We start from the raw sequence: 23268 nt of genomic DNA on the forward strand, positions 1-23268 counted from the left end.
GGACGGCCCGTCGGCCACGTCGTCCGACGGCAGGGCGGGTCAGCCCGCCGCCGCCCGCTTCAGGGTGCGGGCCTTGCGGGCGATCCGGCGCACCGTCGCGTTGCGCGGGATGAACGCGAGCTGTGCGGGTACGGCTCCGGGCAGTCCCAGCGCGGTCAGCCGACGCCGTTTGAAGTATCGCCAGAGGTTGTCGCGGTGCCCTGTGAGATACCGCTCGGCCTCAGGGCGCAGTGCGGCCTGGATCTGCGGTTGCATGGCGTAGCCGACCGCGCTGACCAGGCCGGTCGGCTCGCCCCGGACCTCTTCGGCGGAGGGCAGCGACCATTCGGTGACCGCGGACGTGTCCTCCAGGTCGGGCAGGAGCGCGTCGACGATCGTCAGCGGGATGCGGTTGCTGTTCTGGTACGGGGCGAGCCGCTCCAGCAGGGGGCCGGTGCCGACGCGGGCGACCGGGAGCCCGTAGAACGAGGCGGCGGTCAGCAGCGCGGTGGAGAAGCAGCCGACGACCAGGGCGGGACGCATGGTTTCGAACAGCGTCTCGGCGAGGACCGGGCTGTCGAGAACGGTGAGGTCCGCGCCGAGCCGTTCCGCCTCCTGCTCCAGCGACCGCGCCCAGTGGGCGGGCGCGCTGGGGTGCGGCTTGAAGACGACCCGGGTGTGGCCGAGGGCGACGGCGCCGCGCAGCATCCGCGCATGCAGGTCCTCCTCCTGCTGGGGCGTGAGAATGCCCAGCGTGGAGAGGTACTGGCCGAGCAGCAGGGCCGGGGCGGGGCCGCCGTCGGGGCCGGGGACGTCCGCCGATCCGGCGAGCTCGTCCAGCACCTTCAGGAAGACATCGGTCGGTACGATCTCCGACTCGACGCCGAACTCGGTGAGCAGAAGTGGCCGCAGGCCCGGCACCAGGTCCAGGTGGAGCAGCCGGCGGATGCGGGTGCCGACCAGCTGGTCGAGCTTGCTGCGGGTCGGCCCGTAGCTCATCAGCCCGTCGGCGTAGATGTGCACCGGGCTGTCGCCGAAGATCACCGCGAGGGCCTGGGAGGGGTTGGCCTGGATGGACTCGCAGGCGATCTCGACCGGTTCGTCGCCGAGGTGCCACGCCCGGCGTACAGCCCGCTCCCACAGCGAGGCGTCCTGTTCCCGGGGCGACCAGCCCGCCGGGTGGAACGGCCGGATGAAGTCGTTCCAGGAATGCACCGTGTCGAATTCGGACTCCAGTTTCTCGAATCCGGGCCTGCGATGGAGCGGTGTGCCCAGTTCGGGAGAAGGCGAGGTGTCGCTCACGACGAGGATGCGCCGGTGCTCCGAGCGCGGACCGAACTGGCCCGCGCGCAATGCCGCGACGAGTGTGGCGGCGGCGTACTGCGTGCACGCGGAGAAAATCTGGGTGGTGGACCGGCTGACCGGCGCGGTGTACATGCCGGACATCAGGCCGCGACCTCCCGGGAAACGGAACGGCGGCGTACTCGGCGCAGCTGGTCCGCACGGCGGTCGCCCAGCGAATTCAGCGTATCGGTAAGAATATTCTGGGGCATGCGCCGCAGAGAAGCCGCACTCATGGAGCGCAATTTCCGTGCCACTGCTGGTTCGAACCTTTCGATGGATTCCAAGTGGTGCGCCATGACCGCGCAATAGGTGCGCACCGCCTTCGGTAGCAGCCGGTCCGCCTCCGGGTCCCGCGCCGTCTCTTCGAGCACCTGGTCGAAGGCCCGGATGAAGTCGAGCTGGCGCACATCGCCGATCTGGGTGAGTGACGACGCCACCCCGCGCCGGTAGAAGACCCCCGGCAGGCCGACCACCGCGAACGATTCGGCCTCGCGGTGCAGGCGCCAGATCCAGGGCCGGTCCTCGGCCGTGCGCAGCCCGTCCCGGAAGCGGAGCAGCCCCGACTCCACGAGCCTGCGGTGATACGCACCGGCCCAGGCGTAGGCGTAGTCCACGGGCGTCGACCGGTCGGACGGCAGGATTACGTCGCGCGGCCGCATGACGGTGTTGCGCAGACCGTGCGGGACCTGGTGGACGGTGCGCGTCCGGTCCGTGAACTGCACGTGGTCCGTACGGACGAAGTCGCACCCCAGATCCGTGATGGCGGCCAGCAGTCGCTCGTAGTGGCCGGGAACGACCCAGTCGTCGCCGTCGAGAAAGGTGAGGTACTCGCCGCGCGCCGCATCGATTCCCGTGTTGCGTGCGGTGGCCAGGCCCCCGTTCTTCTCGTGTCTGACCAGGACGGCACCGGGGATCTCGCGCTCGGCGCGCCGGAGGATCTCCAGAGTCCCGTCGGTCGAACAGTCGTCGACGAAGATGAATTCGAAATCATTTCGGGCATTGGCCCGCAGACTTCGCAAGGTATCGGGGGCATATGTCCGCACGTTGTAGAACGGCACGATGACGGAGAGCTTAACCACGCGTCACACGCTAGGCGGAGGCCCGGCTTTTGCCTTGACCCCGGAAAGGACGACAGGTGAACGAAGGATGTCGAAATGGTGAACCGGTCGATCCCTTGCCTCGTGCGGGGCTTTTGCGCGGGCGATTCGCCAAGCGTCGTCGGGCTGTTAACCAGCTGTTGCCGTCACGTTGGGCCGCGAATCAAAATGCCTTCCTAAGTTCTGGGACGTGCCCCCACGTACCGAAAAGACGACCGCCCTCCGGGTAGCCGTACTCGCCGACTCCGACACCCGCTGGAAATGGGGCGCGCTCACCGCGCGCCGCCTCACCGCCGGCGCGTCCGGGACGTCGGCGCAGCGCGTCGAGATCAGCGGGCTGCTGCTGCGCGGCCGGGCCACCCCGACCCCGCGCCAGCTCGCCGAGGTCGGCGACGTCGGTATCGACGCCGACCGGGTGCGCGAGGTGACGGCCGTCGAATTCCTGCACACGGTCCGGGACGAGGGATACGACGTCGTCGTACTCGCCCTCGTCGGGGGAGCCGTCCAGGCGATGCTGCACGGCCTCGCCGCGCTGCAGCTGCCCGCCAGACCCGTCGTCGTCACCGGCTATGTCGGCGTCGTCTACGAGAAGCTCGCCGACGGACTGCTGCTGCGGCACGGCGCGGACGTCGTCCTCGCCAACTCCCGCCACGACGCGGAGCGCTTCCGCGCGGTGTACGAGGGAGTGGGCGCCGATGCCTCGGCCGTCACGGAGGCCGCGCTGCCGTTCCTCGGCGGCGAGCCGCACCGCCCGCAGGCGGGCCGCGACACGGTCGTCTTCGCCGCCCAGCCGTCCGTACCGGCCTCCCGCGCCGACCGTACGTATCTGCTGCGCAGGCTCGTCGAGCACGCCAGGCTGCACCCGAACCGCGAGGTGCTGCTGAAGCTGCGCTCCAAGCCCGGCGAGCACACCACGCACATCGAGGAACTCCCGTACCAACGGCTCGCGGAGAGGCTGCCCGGCGGACTGCCGCCCAACTTCCGTCTGGTGTACGGGCACATGGGCGAGGTCCTGGACCGCACCGACCTGCTGGTCACGGTCTCCTCGACCGCCGCGCTGGAGTCCCTGCACCGGCGCATCCCGACTGCGATCCTCACCGACCTGGGCGTCCGCGAGGCCCTCGGCAACCACCACTTCATCGGCTCCGGACTGCTCACCTCCTGGGACCACCTGGACGGCGGCCACCGCCCGGAGCCCGACGGCGCATGGCTGGCCGGCCAGGGCGTCGCCGCCGACGGCACGTACGCCACGGCCTACGACAACGCCCGCGCACGTGTCGAAGCCCTGCTCGCCACCGCCCGGCTGCCCGACCTCGCCCCGTACTACACACCCGCCACCGCCCCGGGCTACCTCCCCGGCATCCTCGCCCGCCACCACCTGGCCCCCGACGGCCACCCGCTGCCGGGCACCGACCGGCCGCGCGAGACCGGCGGAGTGCGCGGCGCGGTCCGCGACGCGGTACGCGAAGCGGCGCGGGGCGCGTACCGGCAGGGCGTCCAGCGGGTCGCCCCCGTCATCCGGCGGATGGGCGAGCTGTGAACACCTCCACTTCCACCACGACACCAGGAGCAGCGATGACGCCGCCCACCGTGCTCGCCGTGATCCCCGCCCGCGGCGGATCCAAGGGCGTCCCGGCCAAGAACCTCGCCCAGGTCGGCGGCGTACCGCTGGTCGCCCGTGCCGTACGCGCCTGCCTGGCCTCCCGTGAGGTCACGGACGTCGTCGTGACGACCGACGACGCGGCCATCGCCGACGCGGCCCGCGCCGCCGGCGACACGCTGGGCGCCCCGGAGCGGGTGCACATCGTCCAGCGTCCGGCGGCCATCGCGGGGGACAGGGCGAGCAGCGAGGACGCGGTGCTGCACGCCCTGGACGCATACGAGGCGATGCGCGACCGGAAGGCCGACGTGGTGCTGCTGGTCCAGTGCACCAGCCCCTTCGTCGTGCGGGAGGACATCGACGGCGTCGCCGCGGCCGTCGCCCGCGACGGCGCCGACACGGCGGTCACGGTCGCCCCGTTCCACGGCTTCCTCTGGCGCGACGGCAGTGCCCTGGAGGAGGACAACCACGGCGTCAACCACGACAAGTCCGTCCGGCAGATGCGCCAGGACCGTCCCGAGGACCTGCTGGAAACGGGCACCGCGTACGCCATGAACGCCGCGGGCTTCCGTATCCACCGCCACCGCTTCTTCGGCCACACCGCTCTGGTGCGCACCGACGCCGCCCGGGTCCTGGAGGTCGACGACCCGCACGACCTGGCCCGCGCCCGCGCCCTCGCGCCGCTCCTGGACCCCTCACCGCTGCCCACCCGGGACGACATCGACGCGGTCGTCCTCGACTTCGACGGCACGCAGACCGACGACCGGGTCCTCATCGACGCCGACGGACGCGAGATCGTCGCCGTGCACCGCGGCGACGGCCTGGGCATCGCCGCCCTGCGCAAGGCAGGAATGCCGCTGCTGATCCTCTCCACGGAACAGAACCCGGTCGTCGCGGCCCGCGCCCACAAGCTCCGCATCCCGGTCCTGCACGGCATCGACCGCAAGGACCTGGCGCTCAAGCAGTGGTGCGACGAACAGTCCATCGCTCCGGAACGCGTCCTCTACGTCGGCAACGACGTCAACGACCTGCCGTGCTTCGCGCTGGCCGGCTGGCCCGTCGCGGTCGCGAGCGCCCATGACTCGGTACGTGCCGCGGCGCGCGCCGTCACGACCACCCCTGGCGGCTTCGGCGCCATCCGCGAGATCGCGGCCTGGCTGCTGGGCCCCACCCTCACGAAGTCCCCCGAGTAACCCCCCCAAGTCCCCCTAGCACCTCCCCCAAGTAAGGAACGCACCTCATGAGCACCTCCCGTCTGCGCACCCTCGGCACCCGTACCGCGGGCCCGGGCCGGCCCGTCTACGTCACCGGTGAGATCGGCATCAACCACAACGGCGACCTCGACAACGCCCTCGCGCTGATCGACGTGGCGGCCGAAGCCGGCTGCGACGCCGTCAAGTTCCAGAAGCGCACCCCGGAGATCTGCACCCCGCGCGACCAGTGGGACATCGAGCGCGACACCCCCTGGGGCCGGATGACGTACATCGACTACCGCCACCGCGTCGAGTTCGGCGAGGCCGAGTACCAGGCCATCTCCGAGCACTGCGCCAAGCGCGGCATCGACTGGTTCGCCTCCCCGTGGGACACCGAGGCCGTCGCCTTCCTGGAGAAGTTCGACGTCCCCGCCCACAAGGTGGCCTCGGCCTCCCTCACCGACGACGAACTCCTGCGTGCCCTGAGGGCGACCGGCCGCACGATCATCCTCTCCACCGGCATGTCGACCCCGCGCCAGATCCGCCACGCGGTAGAGGTCCTGGGATCGGACAACATCCTTCTCTGCCACGCCACGTCGACGTACCCGGCCAAGGCCGAGGAGCTGAACCTCCGGGTCATCAACACCCTCCAGCAGGAGTACCCCAACGTCCCGATCGGCTACAGCGGCCACGAGACCGGCCTCCAGACGACCCTCGCCGCCGTCGCCCTCGGCGCCGCGTTCGTCGAGCGCCACATCACCCTCGACCGCGCCATGTGGGGCTCCGACCAGGCCGCCTCCGTCGAGCCGCAGGGCCTCACCCGCCTCGTCCGCGACATCCGCACCATCGAGGCCTCGCTCGGCGACGGCATCAAGAAGGTGTACGAGTCCGAGCTCGGCCCGATGAAGAAGCTCCGCCGGGTCGCGGGCGTCGTCGCCGAGAGCGCCGAGACGGCTCCGGCCGCCGAGCCGGTCGCGGTCTGACGGGCCGACCGGTGAACCTCGCCTTCGTCGAGAGCCCGGTCCAGCTCCTGAACGTCCTGGAGTGGGCCTACACAGAGGGAGGCGACGACCATGTCCTCACGGACATCACGGTCGTCGTCCTCCCCCCGGTCGACCCGATGTCGCGCGGCCAGCTGCGCCGGATGGCGGAGCTGGCCCGCGACGAGGGCGTCAACGTCCGCTGGCAGGAGGCGCGCGGCGGCGCCGGCGCGCCCCTGAAGACCCTGCGCTCACTGGCCGGACTGCTGCGCAGAGCGGAGCGGATCGTCATCGGCGACCCCTTCTCCCGCTACGTCCAGCTCCTGCTCACCATGGTCCGCGCCCGCCGCCTCACGGTGGTCGACGACGGCACGGCCACCATGGAGTTCGTCGCCCAACTGGCCCGTGGCGAACGCCTGGTGCGCTGGCACCGCAAGGGAAGCTCGGGCCCGCGCGAACTGGTCCTGGCCCCGGTCACGGCCCGCGCCCGCAGCCGCTTCACCCCGTCCGCCACCCGCACGGTCGAGGTCTTCACGGCGATGCCGGTCGAGGCTCCGCCCGGCGTCACCGTCACCCCCAACACCTTCGCCTGGACCCGCGCCCGATTCGGCCCGCCGCTGCTCACCAAGGGCGCGGACCTGGTCGGTACCTCGCTCGTCGAGACGGGCGTGGTCGACCAGGCCCAGTACCTGGAGGCCGTCGCGGCCCTGGCCCGCACCCATGGGGCCACCCGCTACTTCGCCCACCGCCGCGAGTCCACCGACAAGCTCCACGCCCTGGAGGCCGCCATCGGCCTGGAGATCGTCCGCCCCGACCTCCCCCTGGAACTCATCGCCCGCCGCGGCCCCATCGGCCGTACGGTCCTGAGCTTCCCCTCCACGGTCGTCCACACCCTGCCCCTCGCCCTCGTCGGTACGGACGTCAAGGTCGCGGTCTGCGACATCGCCCCGGAATGGCTCCGCGACACGGCGTCGCCGCGCGCCCAGGGGTTCCTGAGCGGCGTCACGGAGACGGCCCGCGACGTACAGCGCCTGGCGCCCTGGCGGGCGACGGCGATCACGGAGGCGTAGCAGGGGACGTGCCGGAGCCCCACCCTGACCCGGAACGGGCCTGTAATCAGGGCTTGTTGGGGGAAGGCCCCGATAGCGGGCAGGGTCGGCCGGGCGCGAGCATCGGCGCATGACGACGATGCGGATGGCGACGGAGCGACAGGGTGCCACGGCCGGGACGGTGTTTCTCGCGGGACCGGCCCTGATGGCCGCGTACGGAGTGGTGCGGCTGATCGGTCGCGCCGTCAGTGATTACGGGCCCGGGATGTGGTGGTCGCTGGCGCACCTGCTGTTCCTGGCCGGGGTGCTCGCGTTCGTGCCGGTGTTCCTGGGGTTGCGGAGGCTCGCCGGGGAGCGCGCGGGCAAGCGGGTCGCCGTCGCGGTGGCCGCCTGGACCGGGCTGCTCGGTGCGGTGGCGGTGGCGGTGCAGGCGGTGATCGACCTGGTGGTCGGGTTCGTCGCGGCGGACAAGCGCGCCATGGGCGAGATTTTCGAGCGGGTGCAGGACATACCCGGTGTGATGCCGTTGGTCTACACCGTGGTGCCGATGCTGTTCTGGCTCGGGCTGCTGGCCCTCGTCACCCTGCTCGCGTTCTTCCGCCGGGACCTGGTCCGGGCGTGGGCTCCCGTCGCGGTGCTGGCCGGGGTCGTGCTGACGGCCATGAACCTGGATCTGCTGCCGATCGGTGCCCTGTGCATCGGTCTGGCGCTGCTGCCGGTGCGCCGTAGCCGGTAGAAAATGGGTGAGTTTACCCACCTCCGTCTCACGTCACACGCTCCGACGCCACATTTTGTTCGTCTATGCGGCTGAACTTTTGTTGATCTGTGGTCAGTTGAGGGGGCAAGGGCCTTACTCTTCACCAGGTGAACCAGTTGATGTCCCGTGATTCCGATGCCCAGCTGCCCGGGGACGAGGCGCTGCCCGGCACCCTGCCCGAGCCCTTGCGTGCCGAACTGATCGCCTTCCGGCGCGACCTGCACATGCACCCGGAGCTCGGCAATCAGGAGTTCCGTACCACCGCGGCCATCAAGGCCCGGTTGGAGAAGGCGGGGCTCGAACCCCGGGTGCTCGACACGGGGACGGGGCTCATCTGTGACGTGGGAAGCCGGAGCGGCGACCCGCGGCCCATGCTCGCTCTGCGCGCGGACATCGACGCACTGCCCATCCCGGACACCAAGGCCGGCGTCCCGTACCGCTCCACCGTCCCCGACCGGGCGCATGCCTGCGGGCACGACATCCACACCACCTCGGTCCTCGGCGCCGGGCTGGTGCTCGCCGAGCTCGACCGGCAGGGGCTGCTGCCGCGGCCGGTGCGGCTGATCTTCCAGCCGGCCGAAGAGGTACTGCCCGGCGGCGCGCCCGACACGATCGCGTCCGGGGCCCTGGAGGGCGTCGGGCGGATCATCGGAGTGCACTGCGACCCGAAGGTGGACGTGGGGCGGATCGGGCTGCGGGTCGGGGCGATCACCTCGGCCTGCGACCGGCTGGAGGTCAGCCTCGACGGCCCCGGCGGGCACACCGCCCGGCCGCATCTGACCACCGACCTGGTCACCGCCGCCTCCAAGGTCGCCACCGAGGTGCCCGCACTGCTTGCCCGACGGGTCGACGCACGGGCCGGGCTTGCCGTCACCTGGGGACGGCTGGAGGCCGGGCACGCCTGCAACGTGATCCCGCAGCACGCCGAGCTCTCCGGCACCGTGCGCTGCCTGGACCTGGCGGCCTGGCGGGAGGCGCCGGACCTGGTGCACGCGGCGATCGACGAGGTGGCCGGGATGCACGGGGCCAAGACGGTGATCAACTACGTCCGGGGCGTCCCGCCGGTGGTGAACGACGCCGCCGTGATCGACCTGCTCGCCGGGGCGATGACCGCCCGCCGCGGGTCGTATGCGATCGAGGACACCGAGCAGAGCCTCGGCGGCGAGGACTTCTCCTGGTACCTGGAGCACGTCCCCGGAGCCATGGCCCGGCTCGGGGTCCGTACCCCCGGCGACACCGCCCGGCTCGACCTGCATCGTGGCGATTTCGACGCCGACGAGGAGGCGATCACGGTGGGCGTAGAGCTGTTCACTGCGTCGGCACTTCTGGATGGCTGCTCCGCCTGAGCCATGGCCCGGCAAGGGGTCCGTACCTCCGACGGAGCTGCCCGACTTGACCTGCATCGCGGTGATTTCGACGCCGATGGGGAGGCCGCCGCGATGGCCGCGAAGCTCTTCGCTGCCTCCGCGTTGCCCGACGGCAACCATCCGTAACCGGACGCGTCGCCCCCCGTTCGCGACGATCCGATAACGGCTTCCGTACAGGGCTTTATCTGACATCTACGCGCGTTACGATCGCCGCGAAACCAGCGCCGGAAGAGGCGCTTCGGTCAGGTTTGAAGGAGCCTTCCCTTGCGCCGGGTATCCAAGATCACCGCTGCGTGTGCTGTCACTGCGGCCCTCGCGCTCACCGCCACCGCGTGTGGCGAGTCGTCCACCGAGAGCCCCAGCTCCGACAAGGGCAAGATGAAGATCGGCATGGCCTACGACGTGGGCGGCCGTGGTGACAACTCGTTCAACGACTCCGCCGCGCGTGGTCTGGACAAGGCCAAGTCCGAGTTCAGCGCCGAGACGAAGGAGCTCACCGCCAAGAACGGTGAGACCCCTGCCGACCGTGAGCAGCGCCTGGAGTCGCTCGCCGAGGGCGGCTACAACCCGGTCATAGCGGTCGGGTTCGCGTACAAGGACGCGGTCGACAAGATCGCGGCCAAGTACCCGAAGGTCAGCTTCGGTCTCGTCGACTCGGTCGCCGCCGCGAAGAACGTCGACAGCATCGTCTTCACCGAGGAGCAGGGCTCCTACCTCGCCGGTGTCGCCGCCGCGCTGAAGTCGAAGGACGGCCAGGTCGGCTTCATCGGCGGTGTGGACCTTCCGCTGATCAAGAAGTTCGCCGCCGGCTTCCAGCAGGGCGTCCTGGACACCAAGCCGAAGGCCAAGGTGCAGATCCAGTACCTGTCCACCGGTTCGGACCTGTCCGGCTTCGGCAGCCCCGACAAGGGCAAGGAAGCCGCCAAGGGCATGCTCGACAAGGGTGCGGACGTCATCTTCGCCGCCGCGGGCGGCTCGGGTGCCGGTTCGATCGAGGCCGTCGCCGGCAAGAAGGGCGCCTGGTCCATCGGCGTCGACTCCGACCAGGCGCTCGACCCGGCGCTGTCGAAGTACAAGGACACGATCATGACCTCCGTCGTCAAGAACGTCGACACCGGCGTCTTCGACCTGGTCAAGTCCGTCAAGGACGGCAAGCCGTTGACCGGCACGCAGGCGTACTCCCTGGCCAAGGGCGGCGTCAGCCTGACCGCCACGGGTGACCACCTCAAGGACATCCAGACCCAGCTCGACGAGGCGAAGAAGAAGATCGTCGACGGCACCATCACGGTCAAGACCACGACCTGATCCGGTCCGTCGATCGGGGCCCGGGTGAGCCGCTTCGGCTTCACGCGGGCCCCGATTCACGTACGGCTTCCGGTTGCATCGCCGTAGCCGTACGCACACTGTCTGCCACCTGCTATCAGGTGGCCAACGATTCGGCGGCGCTACGCGCGTAGCGTCCGCCGGGCGCGGTACCTTTTTTCGCCCCCACCGCCTCCGTCCCATCGCCTCCGCCCTCCGCTCCTGCCAAGGAGAGTGCGCCATCAACGCGTCCAGCAGTCCTCATGCCGTGGAACTCCGCGGTATCACCAAGCGGTTCCCCGGAGTCGTGGCCAACCACGACATCGACATCACCGTGCGCCGCGGCACCGTCCACGCTCTCGTCGGCGAGAACGGCGCCGGCAAGTCCACTCTGATGAAGATCCTGTACGGCATGCAGAAGCCGGACGAGGGCACCATTGCGGTGGACGGCGAGCAGGTCTCGTTCCACAACCCCGGCGACGCCATCGACCGCGGCATCGGCATGGTGCACCAGCACTTCATGCTCGCCGACTACCTCACGGTCCTGGAGAACGTCGTCCTCGGCTCCGAGAAGCTGTACGGGATCGGCGACCGGGCCCGCGCCAAGATCAAGGAGATCTCCGACGCCTACGGACTCGGTGTCCGCCCGGACGCCATGGTCGAGGACCTCGGGGTCGCCGACCGGCAGCGCGTGGAGATCCTCAAGGTCCTCTACCGCGGCGCCCGCACGCTGATCCTCGACGAGCCCACCGCCGTCCTCGTACCGCAGGAGGTCGATGCGCTCTTCGACAACCTGCGCGAGCTCAAGGCCGAGGGCCTGACCGTCATCTTCATCTCGCACAAGCTGGGCGAGGTCCTGTCGGTCGCCGACGAGATCACCGTCATCCGGCGCGGCACGACGGTGGGCACCGCCGACCCGAAACACACGACGACCAAACAGCTCGCCGAGCTGATGGTCGGCAGCGAACTCCCGTCGCCGGAGACCCGTGAGTCGACCGTCACCGACGTACCGATGCTGACCGTCGAGGGGCTGCGGCTGACCGCCACCGACCCGGACGGCGTGGTGCGTTCGGTGCTCGACGGCATCGACTTCACCATCCACAAGGGCGAGGTCCTCGGCATCGCGGGCGTCGAGGGCAACGGTCAGTCCGAACTGGTCGACGCGATCATGGGCATGCGCCACCTCGACACCGGCGTACTCACCCTGGACGGCGTCGACATCTCCCGCACGCCGACCCGCAAGCGCCGCGAGGACGGCATGGCCGTCATCCCCGAGGACCGCCACCGGCACGGACTGCTGCTGGAGGCCCCGCTCTGGGAGAACCGCATCCTCGGCCATGTCACCGAACGCCCCAACAGCAAGGGCGTGTTCCTCGACCTCAAGGGAGCCCGCGCCGACACCGAGCGGATCGTGCGCGAGTACGACGTCCGCACCCCCGGTATCGAGGTCACCGCGGCCTCCCTCTCCGGCGGCAACCAGCAGAAGCTGATCGTCGGCCGTGAGATGAGCCACGACCCGAAGCTCCTGATCGCCGCGCACCCCACCCGGGGCGTGGACGTCGGAGCCCAGGCGCAGATCTGGGACCAGATCCGCGAGGCACGCCGAGAAGGACTGGCGGTGCTGCTGATCTCCGCCGACCTGGACGAGCTGATCGGGCTCTCCGACACCCTGCGTGTCATGTACCGCGGCCGACTGGTGGCGGACGCCGACCCGGCGACCATCACCCCGGAGGAGCTCGGCTCGGCGATGACGGGCGCGGCCACCGGTCACCTCGAAGCGCCGGACGAGACAGCTGCGCCGGACGACTCCGGTGCCGAAAGCACCGACACCGACCCCCGGAACGGGGGAGAGGACCGATGAAGAAGATCGACAAGGAGCGGCTGCTCCTGGGGATCGCGGCCCCCGTACTCGCGATCGTGGTCGCCTTCCTGGTGACCGCACTCGTGCTGGCCACCACCGGCAAGGAGCCGTTCAGCGCCTTCGGCATCATGTTCGACTACGGGATGAAGTCGGACAGCCAGGTCTACATCCTGAACAAGGCGACGACGTACTACCTCGCAGGTCTCGCGGTGGCCGTCGGCTTCCGGATGAACCTCTTCAACATCGGCGTCGACGGCCAGTACCGCCTCGCCGCCTTCTTCGCCGCCGCGGTCGGCGGCGCGCTGACCCTGCCCGGCGCCCTGCAGATCCCGCTGATCATCCTCACCGCGATGATCGTCGGCGCGATGTGGGCCGGTATCGCCGGCGTCCTCAAGGTCACCCGGGGCGTCAGCGAGGTCGTCTCGACGATCATGCTGAACGCCATCGCGACGGCCATCATCGGCTACCTGCTCCAGCAGGGCCGCCTCGGCCACCTCGACGAGGCCGGCACGAAGATCTCCACCAAGCCGCTCCCGGAGTCCTCGCACTTCTTCGAGTTCCCGACCACCCCGACGCCCGTCTGGGGCTTCATCGTGGTCGCGGTCGTCGCGGGCATCGCCTACTGGTTCGCGCTCTCGCGCACGCGGTTCGGCTTCGACCTGCGCACCGTCGGCCAGTCCGGCTCCGCGGCCGAGGCCAGCGGTGTCGACGTGAAGAAGATGGTCGTCACCTCGATGCTGATCTCCGGTGCCGTGGCCGGTCTGGTCGGTATGCCGACCCTCCTCAACGACAGCTTCGAGTACAGCGGCGACTTCCCGGTCGGCATCGGCTTCACCGGTATCGCCATCGCCCTCCTCGGCCGCAACCACCCCATCGGCATCGCGCTCGGCGCACTGCTCTGGGGCTTCCTCGAGCGCGGCACCGGCAAGCTCGAATTCGAGGGGTACGACAAGGAGATCGTCGGCGTGATCCAGGGCGTCATCGTCCTGTGCGTCGTCATCGCCTATGAAGTCGTCCGCCGCTACGGACTCAAGCGCCAGCAGAGCAAGGTCGGCGCGGAACTCGCCGCACAGGCCGCCCGTAACTCCGACCAGCAGGAGGTGTCGGCGTGACCGTCACGGCGACTTCCACCCCGCCCCCCGCGGCCCCCAAGGTCTCCGGCGGCAAGGGCGGCCGCACCCGCCTCTCCTTCCCCGTCGTCCTGCTGATCGTCGCGGGCGCGCTGCTCGCGCTGTCCGCGGTGCGCGCCATCACCGGCGCGCAGGACGTCACCTCTGCCGGGCAGATCAGCGCGGCGCTCGCGATGGCCGTGCCGATCGGGCTCGCCGGTCTCGGCGGCCTGTGGGCCGAGCGGGCCGGTGTGGTCAACATCGGTCTCGAAGGCATGATGATCCTGGGCACCTTCTTCGGCGCCTGGGCCGGCTGGCAGACCAACCCGTGGCTCGGTGTGCTGGCCGGGGTCATCGGTGGCATGCTCGGCGGGCTGCTGCACGCCGTGGCGACCGTCACCTTCGGCGTCGACCACATCATCTCCGGTATCGCCATCAACATCCTGGCGCTCGGGTTCACCACCTACTTCGCCAAGCTCTGGTTCAACACGGGTGAGGCGGCGGCCAAGGGCGGCAGCCCCAAGCAGTCCCCGCCGGCCGACGACATCACCTCAGTGACGATCCCGGGCCTCTCCGACTGGCTGCACTCCATCGAGAAGCACCACTGGTTCTTCGTCTCCGACCTGGCCGGCGTCATCGGCGGTCTGGTCACCAATGTGTCGCTGCTGACGATCGTGGCCGTGGCCCTCTTCGCCCTCACGTTCTTCGTGCTGTGGAAGACCTCGTTCGGGCTGCGGCTGCGCTCCTGCGGCGAGAACCCGGTCGCCGCCGAGTCGCTCGGTGTGAACGTCTACCGCTACAAGTACATCGCGGTGATCGTCTCCGGCGGCATGGCCGGCCTCGGCGGTGCCTTCCTCTCCCTGGTCACCTCGCACATCTACAACGAGGGTCAGACCGGCGGTCGCGGATACATCGGTCTCGCCGCGATGATCTTCGGCAACTGGCGGCCCGGCGGGCTCGCCATGGGCGCCGGCCTGTTCGGCTTCGCCGACGCGCTCCAGCTGCGCAACGGCGGCGAGTCCGTCCACGCGCTGCTCCTGCTGCTCGTGGTCGTGCTGGCCGCGCTCGCCGCCTGGAAGCTCTACCGCAAGAGCTTCGTCCAGGGTGCGGTCAGCGCCGTCATCGCCGCCGCCGTGCTGGTCTGGTACCTCGCCACGGACACGGTGCCCACCGAGTTCGTGAGCGCCACCCCGTACATCGTCACGCTGCTCGTCCTCTCGCTCTCCGCGCAGCGGCTGCGGATGCCGAAGGCGGACGGCATGCGCTACCGCAAGGGCCAGGGCAAGTGACGGCCGCCGCGGAGGTCGACTGGGCGGCGCTGCGGAGCGTCGCACGGTCCGTCATGACACGTGCATACGTTCCCTACTCGCACTACCCGGTCGGTGCGGCGGCACGTGTCGACGACGGGCGTACGGTGTCCGGCTGCAACGTCGAGAACGCCTCGTACGGCATCGGGCTGTGCGCCGAGTGCGGCCTGGTCTCCCAGCTCCACGCCACCGGTGGCGGGCGGCTGACCCACTTCACCTGTGTGGACGGGGCGGGCGAGATCCTGGTGCCGTGCGGCAGGTGCAGGCAGCTGCTGTACGAGTTCGGCGGACCGGAGCTGATCCTGGAGACGCCGGACGGCCTGCGCACGCTCGACGAGATGCTGCCGCAGGCGTTCGGACCGCACCATCTGAAGTAGAACTGCTGTGGCCCTCCCGTCCGTTGGGAGGGCCACACCCGCATCCACCCTCTATGCGCGTAGAGTCATTCGGGACTCTTGCGTACGTACCGGCCGGAAGGACTCCCAGGACATGGACGCCATCTCCGTCATCCGCACCAAGCGCGACCGGGGCGAGCTGACCCCCGAACAGATCGACTGGGTCATCGATGCCTACACCCGCGGCGAGGTGGCCGACGAGCAGATGTCCGCGCTGGCCATGGCGATCCTGCTGAACGGTATGAACCGTACGGAGATCGCCCGCTGGACCGCCGCCATGATCGCCTCCGGCGAGCGGATGAACTTCGACTCGCTCTCCCGCCCCACCACCGACAAGCACTCCACCGGCGGCGTCGGTGACAAGATCACCCTGCCGCTCGCCCCGCTGGTCGCCGCCTGCGGCGCCGCCGTGCCGCAGCTCAGCGGCCGCGGACTCGGCCACACCGGCGGCACGCTCGACAAGCTGGAGTCCATCCCCGGCTGGCGCGCCCACCTCTCGAACGCCGAGATGCTGGCCGTCCTGGACACCACCGGCGCCGTGATCTGCGCCGCCGGTGACGGGCTCGCCCCCGCCGACAAGAAGCTGTACGCGCTCCGCGACGTCACCGGCACCGTCGAGGCCATCCCGCTGATCGCCAGCTCGATCATGTCCAAGAAGATCGCCGAGGGCACCGGCGCACTCGTCCTGGACGTCAAGGTCGGCTCGGGTGCCTTCATGAAGACCATCGAGGACGCCCGCGAGCTGGCCTCCACCATGGTCGCGCTCGGCACCGACAGCGGAGTTCGGACGGTCGCGCTGCTCACCGACATGGCCACCCCGCTCGGCCTGACCGCGGGCAACGCCCTGGAGGTGCGCGAGTCGGTCGAGGTGCTGGCCGGCGGCGGCCCGAAGGACGTCATCGACCTCACCCTGGCCCTCGCCCGCGAGATGCTGGACGCGGCCGGGCTCAAGGACGCCGACCCGGAGAAGGCCCTCGCCGACGGCTCCGCGATGGACGTCTGGCGCCGGATGATCTCCGCCCAGGGCGGCGACCCGGACGCCACGCTTCCGGTCGCCCGTGAGCAGCACGTCGTGACGGCCCCGTCCGGCGGCGTCCTGACCCGTCTGGACGCGTACGACATCGGCGTCGCCGCCTGGCGCCTCGGCGCGGGCCGGGCCCGCAAGGAGGACCCGGTGCAGGCGGGTGCGGGCATCGAGCTGCACGCCAAGCCCGGTGACACGGTCACGGCCGGACAGCCGCTGCTGACGCTGCACACCGACACCCCGGAGAAGTTCGACTACGCGCTGAAGGCCCTGCCCTCCGCGTACGACATCGCCCCGGAGGGCACGGAGTTCACGGCCACCCCCGTGGTGCGGGAACGTATCGCCTGACCTGCGGCTTACTCGTACGGGTGAACGGGATCGGTGGACTGCCGCCGGTCCCGTTCGGCATGCCGGACCCGGTGACGCACCGACAGGGGAGGGACCGCCATGGGCGCACTCACCGTCGATCCCGAGCCGGGCAGTGGCCAGGAGTGGGGCGACCTCGTCCGGATCCGGGAGGAGACGGACGCACCCGAGAGAGCGGCCCGCGGGGGCGGAGGAATCCGTCCCGGCGGGCCGCCGTCGTGCGGTCGGGGTGGCTATGCGCTCACTTGCCGAAGTACGCGTTGTAGATCGACACCGACGACTTGTTGCCCTTCTTGTCTGTGACATCGGCCCGGTAGGAGATGGACTTCCCCTTGGCCGGGTTCTTCACGGAGAGCTTGCCCGCCTTGACCGTGGACTTCTTCCAGGTCTTGCCGGCGTCGTAACTGACGTACACCGTCAACGACTTGAGGTTCTTCCCGGCGGCCGCGCCCTGCACCGTCACGGGCACGGAAGCGGTCCGGCCGGCCGTGACCCTGCTGTCCGCGGTGACGTTCGGTGTGAACCGCACCGTGGAGACCGGCAGCATGGCCGGGCCCGAGGTCCGCTTGGAGCGGAAGGTCCAGCTCGCGTCGATCCGGGTGGAGACCGGGGACAGTGCGGTGCTGCGCCGCATCGAGGTCGTCAGCCGGTAGTCGGCGGCGGCGGACGGCACGGCGAGGGGGGCCAGGCCCGTCAGCGGGTCCTCGTTCTGGGCGAACTTCTTGCCGTTGCGGTACAGGACCGTCTTGGCCGAACTGTAGGCGGAATCACCGGGGTTGCCGTGTCCGTCGGCCACCAGCGGCAGCATGCCGACGATGTTGTCGCCGTCGCGGAGGATGCCGTACTCGGAGCTGACCGCGGGGCCGAACACCGCGGTGTTGACCTTCTTCGTGTAGGACTTGCCCGCCTTGAAGCTCTGCGGGGCGCCGAGGGAGTACAACGCCTCGGTCACCGGGTAGCCGTCCTCGTCGACTCCGCCGTCCTGGGCGAAGTCGAAGCTCCACGTCGCCTTGTCGGAGGTGGAGACGTAGGAGGTGACGCTGCCGGGGATCTTGTGGAGGGACGGGGCTGCCCAGCCGCCGTCCCAGCCGGGCAGCGAGCCCGAGGCGGCGACTTCACCGGTCTTGCCCTTGGCGGGCGAGCCGAGGGAGAGACCGACCTTGGCCAGCTGGCCGGCGGTGTACTTCCGCTCGAAACCGGTGGCCGCCCGGGTCACCGGACCGCCGGCCGCGATGTCGTACCGGGTCGAGGTTCCCTTGCTCCAGCTGGCGAGCCAGTGCTGGGAGAGCGATCCGTCGGTCACCTTCGGACCGAAGTGCGCGGTGTGGAAGTTCTTGTACGTGTCGAGGATCCAGCCGTAGGTGTAGCCGCCGTCATCGGTCGTGAGCTGGAGGTCGGGCGCGGCCAGCAGGGACTTCGTCCCGGTGGCGGGCACGGTGATGTTCACCGGCTTCGCCTTGCGCGCGTCGAGTGTCACGGTGAGGTTCTTGGTGACGTCCAGCTTCGGCTGCGTCAGCCAGTCGGTGCCCTTGGCGTAGTCCTCGGGGTCGACGGTGACAGCCCCGTTCAGTATGTAACCACCCTTGGGGAGACGGACCTTGGCCGTGCCGGCGGTGCTGGTCGGGGAGAGCCACTGGCCGAGCGCCGTTCCCGAGATTCCGTAGAGGTCGGTGTCGGCGAACTCGGCGGGCTTGCCGTCGCGCCCGATCGTCCTGACCGTGAGGTCGTACGACTCGATCTCGCGCTCGACCGCGGCCGCGGTGCGGACGCTCTGGCCGCCGCCCGTCCCGACGACGTACGCGGAGTAGGTGCCGTCGGCCGTACCGCCGAGCTTGGTGTTCACGGTCAGCGGCACGTCCGCGGTGCCGCCTGCCGGGATGGTCACCTTGTCGGCGCCGAGGCCGAAGAAGCCGGCCGGGGCGGGCTTGCCCGCCGGGCCGGTGGCCGTGACCGCGAGGTCGAGGGTGACGTCCGTCGTACCGAGGTTGCGGTACGTCAGCTTCTTGCTGACCGGGGTGTCATCGGTGTGCGGCCACTGCTGCACACCGAAGCTCATCGAGACCGGGTCGGCGACGACGGTCTGGGCGATCGCCTTGTCGACGGCGATCCGGCCGGAGCCCTGCTGGAACGGTGTGTACGCGCCCGGCTTCGTCGAGGCTGTGAGCGCGCCCTTGAGCTCGGCGTACTTCCACTCCGGGTGCTGCTGCTTGAGGAGTGCCGCGGCGCCCGCGACATGCGGGGTCGCCATCGACGTACCGGAGATCGTCAGATAGCCGGGCGGGTTCTGCCCGACCTCCTGGTCGATGGCGGAGCCGGGCGCGGCCGCCGCCGTGATGTCCACGCCGGGGGCCGTGACATCGGGCTTGATCGCACCGTCGCCGATGCGCGGGCCACGGCTGGAGAAGTCGGCCAGCTGGTCCTTGTCGTCGACCGCGCCGACCGTCAGCGCGGCGTCCGCGCTGCCCGGTGAGCCGACCGTCCCGGCCGCGTCGCCCTCGTTGCCCGCCGCGATGGCGAACAGGACACCCTTGTCGGCCGACAGCTTGTTGACCGCCGCTTCCAGCGGGTCCACCTCGGGGGTGTCGCTGCCGCCGAGGCTCAGGTTGATGATGTCGGCGCCCTGTGCGACCGCCCACTCCATGCCGCCCAGGATGCCGGCGTCGTCGCCGAAGCCGTCGTCGCCGAGCACCTTGCCCTCGAGCAGCTTGGCGTCCGGGGCGACGCCCTTGAACTTCCCGCCCGACTTGGCGCCCGTACCGGCCGCGATCGAGGACACATGTGTGCCGTGCCCGACACGGTCCTTGGTGTCGGGCGACGCGGTGAAGTTCTTCGTGCCGAGAATCTGGCCCTGGAGGTCGGGGTGGGTGGCGTCCACACCGGTGTCCAGAACGGCGATCTTGACGCCCTTTCCGGTGTATCCGGCCTTCCAGGCGGTCGGCGCACCGATCTGCGGCACGCTCTTGTCGAGGCTCGCCCTGCGTATGCCGTTCAGCCACACACGGTCGATACCGGCGGCCGTGGTGCGCTGGGTACCGTGCGAGGGCTTGCTGGTGAGTGCCTGCCAGATGTCCTGGGCGTCGCGCTCCGGTGTGGTCACCGACTCGGCGTCCAGCGACTTCAGGGCACGGTCGACCCGGGTGGCGCCCGCGTCACGGACCTCCGCCTTCGCGGCCGCCGCCCGGGCGCCCCGGTAGGCGACGATCAGCTTCAGGCCCGCCTTCTGGGCCCTGCGGTTCTCCGCACGGTTCAGCTCGGTGACGTCGAACAGCCGGCGGTCCAGCTTTCCGGAGCTGATCAGCCGGTGCGCGTCGGCCGGGACGAGCAGGGTGTGCCCGTCCCGTATCTGACGCTGCACGGGTATGTGTTCGCGCCCTTCGGCGGGCCGGAAGGTCACGACCCGGCCCTTGGCGTCGACCGTGACGCGGTCGCCGGTGATGAGCGTCAGCCGGTGCTGGGACAGGGACTTGGCGCCTGTCGGCCGGGCGGTGTCGGGCTGTGCCACGGCCGGGGTGGTCATCCCGGCTGCGAGCGCCACGGCGGCCGCCGTGGCGATGGTCGAAACACACGCGCTTCTCACGTGTCTGCGCAACTCTCCCCCTGGAGAATCAGGCGGCCCCTCTGAGGGGGCCACTGGTCAGTCGGCACCGATGGGACGCCGGTGCCGACCGGTTCACGTACCTAGAGGGAAAGTTGAGCGAAAGGGTTCACAAAAATCGCACAGGTGGCGGGAGTTGACGGAAGTCAGTCGATTGGCGTCCGTACCGGCCGGGTGCCCGAGGGACGGGTGAGGGGCGGGTGGGAACAGCTACTGGGCGGGTACGGGCGTGCACCGGGCCGGGGGCGTCGGGGAATTGTGGATGCGCACAGCGATGAGTTTCGGCCGCCGCACCGGTCTCCCCGATGTGGAAGCCATGACCCCGATCGTTCTCGTCGTCACCGGCCGCGTCACTCGGGCCGCGGTGCCGGGACTCTGCGCCGAGCTGGAGTCGCTGCTGTACGACCCCGAGGGCACCCTCCGCGACCCGGGCGCCGGGGTGGACTGCGACGTGGGCGGGGTCGTACAGGCGGACCTGGCCCTGGTCGAGGCGGTGGCGCGGCTGGGGCTCGTCGCACGCCGTGCGGGCGGCGGACGGCTGCGGCTGCGCAATGTGCCACCCGAACTGCAGCGCCTGCTCGACCTGGTCGGGCTGGCCGATGTGGTGGACGTGGGGGGCGGGACCGGGGGCGGGGCCGTCGGGAACGGGGCCTGAAGGGGCGGCGTTTCAGGGAGCACATGCCGCCCGTCCGCCCGCCGCCCGACGTTCAGTCCCCGCTCGGGCCCTCCAGGCTCCTTCCCTCCAACCGTGCGCAGAACCGCACCGAGACTCTGGCCACGCCGCTGTCCGGGACAGCCGTCCCTGTGGGGAAAGGCGACACCGCCGGGGACAGGCTCGACGCGCGACTGTCGCTGTCGCACTCGTGCCCCGGCTGCGGACCCGGTCCGCCGCCAGGGACGGGATTCGGAGTGCGGGCGGTCGAGGGCGTGAGCCCGTCGGTGGCGACGGGCTCACCCAGCCACCGGGTCAGTCCCCAGCCGCCCGCCGCGAGCACCACCCAGCCCGCCACCAGCACGTTCCGTACGCTGCGCCTCATACCGCGTCGGCGTCGAGATGATCCGGCAGACCGAACAGCGGGAACCAGCGGGGTGTGTCCAGGAAGCAGTGCATCCCCGTGACGGAGCCCTCCGAGATGTCGATGACCTGCACCGCCCACGGCACGAACCCCGGCCCGTCCGGATCCGGCTTGTAGTGCGCGAACGCCGGGGTGCCGTTCGCCGCCGTCGCCACCAGCCGTGAGCCTTCGCAGCTCGCACCGATGGTCCGCATGAAGCCGGTGATGTCGGCGTGCCCCTGGAGCCAGAGGTCGAACGGCGGCATGGTCATCACGGCGTCCTCATGGAGCAGCGCGGTCAGCGCCGCCATGTCGTACCCCTCGAAGGCCGCGACGTACCGATCGAGGAGCTTGCGCTGCTCCTCGTCGAGCGGATCGGCGGTGACGGCGGTCGGATTCTCGCGGTCCGCGAGGGTCGCGCGCGCCCGCTGGAGGGCGCTGTTCACCGAGGCGACCGAGGTTTCGAGCAGCTCGGCGACCTCGCTCGCCTTCCAGGCCAGCACCTCGCGCAGGATCAGTACGGCCCGCTGCTTGGGCGGCAGATGCTGCAACGCGGCGACGAACGCGAGTCGCACCGACTCCCGGGCCACCGCGGCCTCCGCCGGGTCGGCCACCGACGGCAGGATCCGGCCGTCCGGCATCGGCTCCAGCCAGGTGTTCTCCGGCAGTGGGTTGAGCGCCGCCCGGGCGAGCGGCGTCGGGCCCGTCAGATCGACGGGACGGGCCCGCTTGTTGCCCGCGTTCAGCATGTCCAGACAGACGTTGGTGGCGATGCGGTACAACCAGGACCGCAACGAGGAACGCCCCTCGAACTTCTCGAAGTTGCGCCAGGCACGCACCAGCGTGTCCTGTACCGCGTCCTCCGCTTCGAAGGCCGAGCCGAGCATCCGGTAGCAGTAGCCGGTCAGCTCGACGCGGTGCCCCTCCAGCCGGCTCTCGATGTCCGCCGTCGCTGTCTGATCACTCATCGCTCCACCCCTGTTGCGCTGTGACGCCACTCACTTCAGCACTTCGGAAGCTACCGCAGGGCACTGACAACGGAGGCGGGAAGTGCCGTAGCGGCACACCTTCCGGTCACGTTCCGGGCTTGCGTCCGTACACGTATACGTCGTCGCCGTTCTTCAGCAGATTCCAATATGCCTTCGCGTCGGCGTCCCGCATGTTGACGCAACCGTGCGACCCCGGCGGGTTCCACATCTTCAGGCCCACCGAGTGGAACGCCTGTCCGCCGTCGAAGAACTGGGCGTACGGCATCGACACGTGGTAGATCGACGAAACGTGGTTGATGTGCCGCATGTAGATCTTCTTGGACCCGGTGCGGGTCTCGTACTTGTCCCGCCCGGTCCGTACCGGCACGGGACCGAACTTCAGCTTGCTGCCGTCCTGGATCCAGCTCAGCTGCCGGGTCAGGTCCACACACGCGATGCGCCCCTTGTTGGTAGGGCACTTCTTGGCCTTGTTCGGGTTCTTGCCGGCCGCCTTCTGGGCCGTGAGCGTCTTCATCGTGCGCCAGGTGACCGGCCCCGCGTAACCGATGTCCGGGGTGACCCCGTAGGTGCGCTGGAACGACTGGATCGCCTTGCAGTCGGCGGCCGACTGCTTGCCGTCGACCGGCCGGTGCAGATAGTTCTCGACCTGCTTCTGGTACGGCCCCGTGGACGTCGTGCAGGACGCCGCCTGCGCGGATCCGCCGGTGCCCAGGACGAGGGCGGGCGCCGCCGTCAGACCGGCGACGGACAGCGCGAGTGCGCGCCGCGCCCGGACCCCTCGTATGTTCCCTGCGACTCTCATGTACGCCAACTCTCCTTCGCGCGCCGTGAGGTGCTTCCGCCTGCTAGACGCGCGTCGGGGAGTGGATGGTTGTGCGTCGTATGTCTCAGTTCTGTAC

18 protein-coding genes are annotated in these 23268 nt (G+C 70.1%); 13 read left to right on the forward strand and 5 right to left on the reverse strand.

Annotated elements, in window-relative coordinates; genetic code table 11:
* Positions 1 to 39: 39 nt before the first annotated feature.
* Positions 40 to 1425 carry an alpha-2,8-polysialyltransferase family protein gene (locus GA0115254_RS40030; RefSeq protein WP_256103024.1) on the reverse strand — a complete coding sequence of 462 codons (1386 nt, stop codon included), beginning with the start codon at positions 1423 to 1425 and terminating at the stop codon, positions 40 to 42.
* A complete protein-coding gene (locus tag GA0115254_RS40035; RefSeq protein ID WP_093900169.1) occupies positions 1425 to 2402 on the reverse strand; it encodes a glycosyltransferase family 2 protein in 978 nt (325 codons plus the stop codon). Before GA0115254_RS40035 ends, GA0115254_RS40030 begins: the two co-directional genes overlap by 1 nt.
* A gap of 208 nt (positions 2403 to 2610) precedes the next feature.
* On the opposite strand from GA0115254_RS40035, the gene GA0115254_RS40040 reads away from it, so the two are divergent.
* The 12 genes from GA0115254_RS40040 (at position 2611) to GA0115254_RS40095 (ending at position 16712) form a co-directional block, all read left to right on the forward strand.
* Positions 2611 to 3960: a DUF6716 putative glycosyltransferase gene (locus tag GA0115254_RS40040; protein ID WP_093900170.1), complete on the forward strand. Its 1350-nt coding sequence runs from the start codon at positions 2611 to 2613 to the stop codon at positions 3958 to 3960.
* A gap of 35 nt (positions 3961 to 3995) precedes the next feature.
* Positions 3996 to 5213 carry an acylneuraminate cytidylyltransferase gene (locus GA0115254_RS40045; RefSeq protein WP_093900171.1) on the forward strand — a complete coding sequence of 406 codons (1218 nt, stop codon included), beginning with the start codon at positions 3996 to 3998 and terminating at the stop codon, positions 5211 to 5213.
* A gap of 47 nt (positions 5214 to 5260) precedes the next feature.
* Positions 5261 to 6196, forward strand: a complete 936-nt coding sequence (locus GA0115254_RS40050) for an N-acetylneuraminate synthase family protein (RefSeq protein ID WP_093900172.1) — start codon at positions 5261 to 5263, stop codon at positions 6194 to 6196.
* An 11-nt stretch (positions 6197 to 6207) separates the two neighbouring features.
* A complete protein-coding gene (locus tag GA0115254_RS40055) occupies positions 6208 to 7263 on the forward strand; it encodes a hypothetical protein (protein WP_093900173.1) in 1056 nt (351 codons plus the stop codon).
* Between the two features lie 109 nt (positions 7264 to 7372).
* Complete coding sequence (locus GA0115254_RS40060) at positions 7373 to 7978, forward strand: hypothetical protein (RefSeq protein WP_093900174.1); 606 nt, start codon at positions 7373 to 7375, stop codon at positions 7976 to 7978.
* Positions 7979 to 8118: 140 nt separating this feature from the next.
* Positions 8119 to 9345, forward strand: coding sequence for an amidohydrolase (locus GA0115254_RS40065; RefSeq protein WP_093900175.1), 1227 nt, complete (start codon positions 8119 to 8121; stop codon positions 9343 to 9345).
* 285 nt (positions 9346 to 9630) lie between these two features.
* Positions 9631 to 10671, forward strand: coding sequence for a BMP family lipoprotein (locus GA0115254_RS40070; protein WP_093900176.1), 1041 nt, complete (start codon positions 9631 to 9633; stop codon positions 10669 to 10671).
* Between the two features lie 265 nt (positions 10672 to 10936).
* Complete coding sequence (locus tag GA0115254_RS40075; RefSeq protein ID WP_093900177.1) at positions 10937 to 12529, forward strand: ABC transporter ATP-binding protein; 1593 nt, start codon at positions 10937 to 10939, stop codon at positions 12527 to 12529.
* Positions 12526 to 13641 (forward strand): ABC transporter permease, encoded by a 1116-nt coding sequence (locus GA0115254_RS40080; RefSeq protein ID WP_093900178.1) that lies wholly within the window; start codon positions 12526 to 12528, stop codon positions 13639 to 13641. Before GA0115254_RS40075 ends, GA0115254_RS40080 begins: the two co-directional genes overlap by 4 nt.
* Positions 13638 to 14927, forward strand: a complete 1290-nt coding sequence (locus GA0115254_RS40085; protein ID WP_093900179.1) for an ABC transporter permease — start codon at positions 13638 to 13640, stop codon at positions 14925 to 14927. Before GA0115254_RS40080 ends, GA0115254_RS40085 begins: the two co-directional genes overlap by 4 nt.
* Positions 14924 to 15322, forward strand: coding sequence for a cytidine deaminase (locus tag GA0115254_RS40090; RefSeq protein WP_093900180.1), 399 nt, complete (start codon positions 14924 to 14926; stop codon positions 15320 to 15322). The genes GA0115254_RS40085 and GA0115254_RS40090 overlap by 4 nt, the downstream gene beginning before the upstream one ends.
* Positions 15323 to 15434: 112 nt before the next feature.
* Positions 15435 to 16712, forward strand: coding sequence for a thymidine phosphorylase (locus tag GA0115254_RS40095; RefSeq protein WP_093900181.1), 1278 nt, complete (start codon positions 15435 to 15437; stop codon positions 16710 to 16712).
* Between the two features lie 259 nt (positions 16713 to 16971).
* On the opposite strand, the gene GA0115254_RS40105 is transcribed toward GA0115254_RS40095, so the two are convergent.
* The gene (locus GA0115254_RS40105; protein WP_093900224.1) at positions 16972 to 20247 is read right to left on the reverse strand and encodes a S8 family peptidase; all 3276 of its coding nucleotides are present in this window, start codon (positions 20245 to 20247) and stop codon (positions 16972 to 16974) included.
* Positions 20248 to 20599: 352 nt separating this feature from the next.
* On the opposite strand from GA0115254_RS40105, the gene GA0115254_RS40110 reads away from it, so the two are divergent.
* On the forward strand, positions 20600 to 20980 hold the full coding sequence (locus GA0115254_RS40110; RefSeq protein WP_093900182.1) for an STAS domain-containing protein: 381 nt from the start codon (positions 20600 to 20602) through the stop codon (positions 20978 to 20980).
* 378 nt (positions 20981 to 21358) lie between these two features.
* Here GA0115254_RS40110 and GA0115254_RS40115 read toward each other — a convergent pair whose 3' ends face one another.
* Both GA0115254_RS40115 and GA0115254_RS40120 read right to left on the reverse strand, forming a co-directional pair.
* Positions 21359 to 22348: a sigma-70 family RNA polymerase sigma factor gene (locus GA0115254_RS40115; RefSeq protein WP_093900183.1), complete on the reverse strand. Its 990-nt coding sequence runs from the start codon at positions 22346 to 22348 to the stop codon at positions 21359 to 21361.
* A 106-nt stretch (positions 22349 to 22454) separates the two neighbouring features.
* Positions 22455 to 23171: a L,D-transpeptidase family protein gene (locus GA0115254_RS40120; protein ID WP_093900184.1), complete on the reverse strand. Its 717-nt coding sequence runs from the start codon at positions 23169 to 23171 to the stop codon at positions 22455 to 22457.
* Between the last annotated feature and the right edge of the window lie 97 nt (positions 23172 to 23268).

It is taken from the genome of Streptomyces sp. Ncost-T10-10d (assembly GCF_900091955.1).
Taxonomy (GTDB): domain Bacteria; phylum Actinomycetota; class Actinomycetes; order Streptomycetales; family Streptomycetaceae; genus Streptomyces.

What these genes read in the sequence shown, in the direction of transcription:
- GA0115254_RS40065 (WP_093900175.1), top strand. Translation starts at nt 8,119, where the DNA reads ATGTCCCGTGATTCCGATGCCCAGCTGCCCGGGGACGAGGCGCTGCCC.
- GA0115254_RS40095 (WP_093900181.1), top strand. Translation starts at nt 15,435, where the DNA reads ATGGACGCCATCTCCGTCATCCGCACCAAGCGCGACCGGGGCGAGCTG.
- GA0115254_RS40115 (WP_093900183.1), bottom strand. Translation starts at nt 22,348, where the DNA reads ATGAGTGATCAGACAGCGACGGCGGACATCGAGAGCCGGCTGGAGGGG.
- GA0115254_RS40110 (WP_093900182.1), top strand. Translation starts at nt 20,600, where the DNA reads ATGAGTTTCGGCCGCCGCACCGGTCTCCCCGATGTGGAAGCCATGACC.
- GA0115254_RS40045 (WP_093900171.1), top strand. Translation starts at nt 3,996, where the DNA reads ATGACGCCGCCCACCGTGCTCGCCGTGATCCCCGCCCGCGGCGGATCC.
- GA0115254_RS40050 (WP_093900172.1), top strand. Translation starts at nt 5,261, where the DNA reads ATGAGCACCTCCCGTCTGCGCACCCTCGGCACCCGTACCGCGGGCCCG.
- GA0115254_RS40105 (WP_093900224.1), bottom strand. Translation starts at nt 20,247, where the DNA reads ATGACCACCCCGGCCGTGGCACAGCCCGACACCGCCCGGCCGACAGGC.
- GA0115254_RS40060 (WP_093900174.1), top strand. Translation starts at nt 7,373, where the DNA reads ATGACGACGATGCGGATGGCGACGGAGCGACAGGGTGCCACGGCCGGG.
- GA0115254_RS40030 (WP_256103024.1), bottom strand. Translation starts at nt 1,425, where the DNA reads ATGTCCGGCATGTACACCGCGCCGGTCAGCCGGTCCACCACCCAGATT.
- GA0115254_RS40120 (WP_093900184.1), bottom strand. Translation starts at nt 23,171, where the DNA reads ATGAGAGTCGCAGGGAACATACGAGGGGTCCGGGCGCGGCGCGCACTC.
- GA0115254_RS40080 (WP_093900178.1), top strand. Translation starts at nt 12,526, where the DNA reads ATGAAGAAGATCGACAAGGAGCGGCTGCTCCTGGGGATCGCGGCCCCC.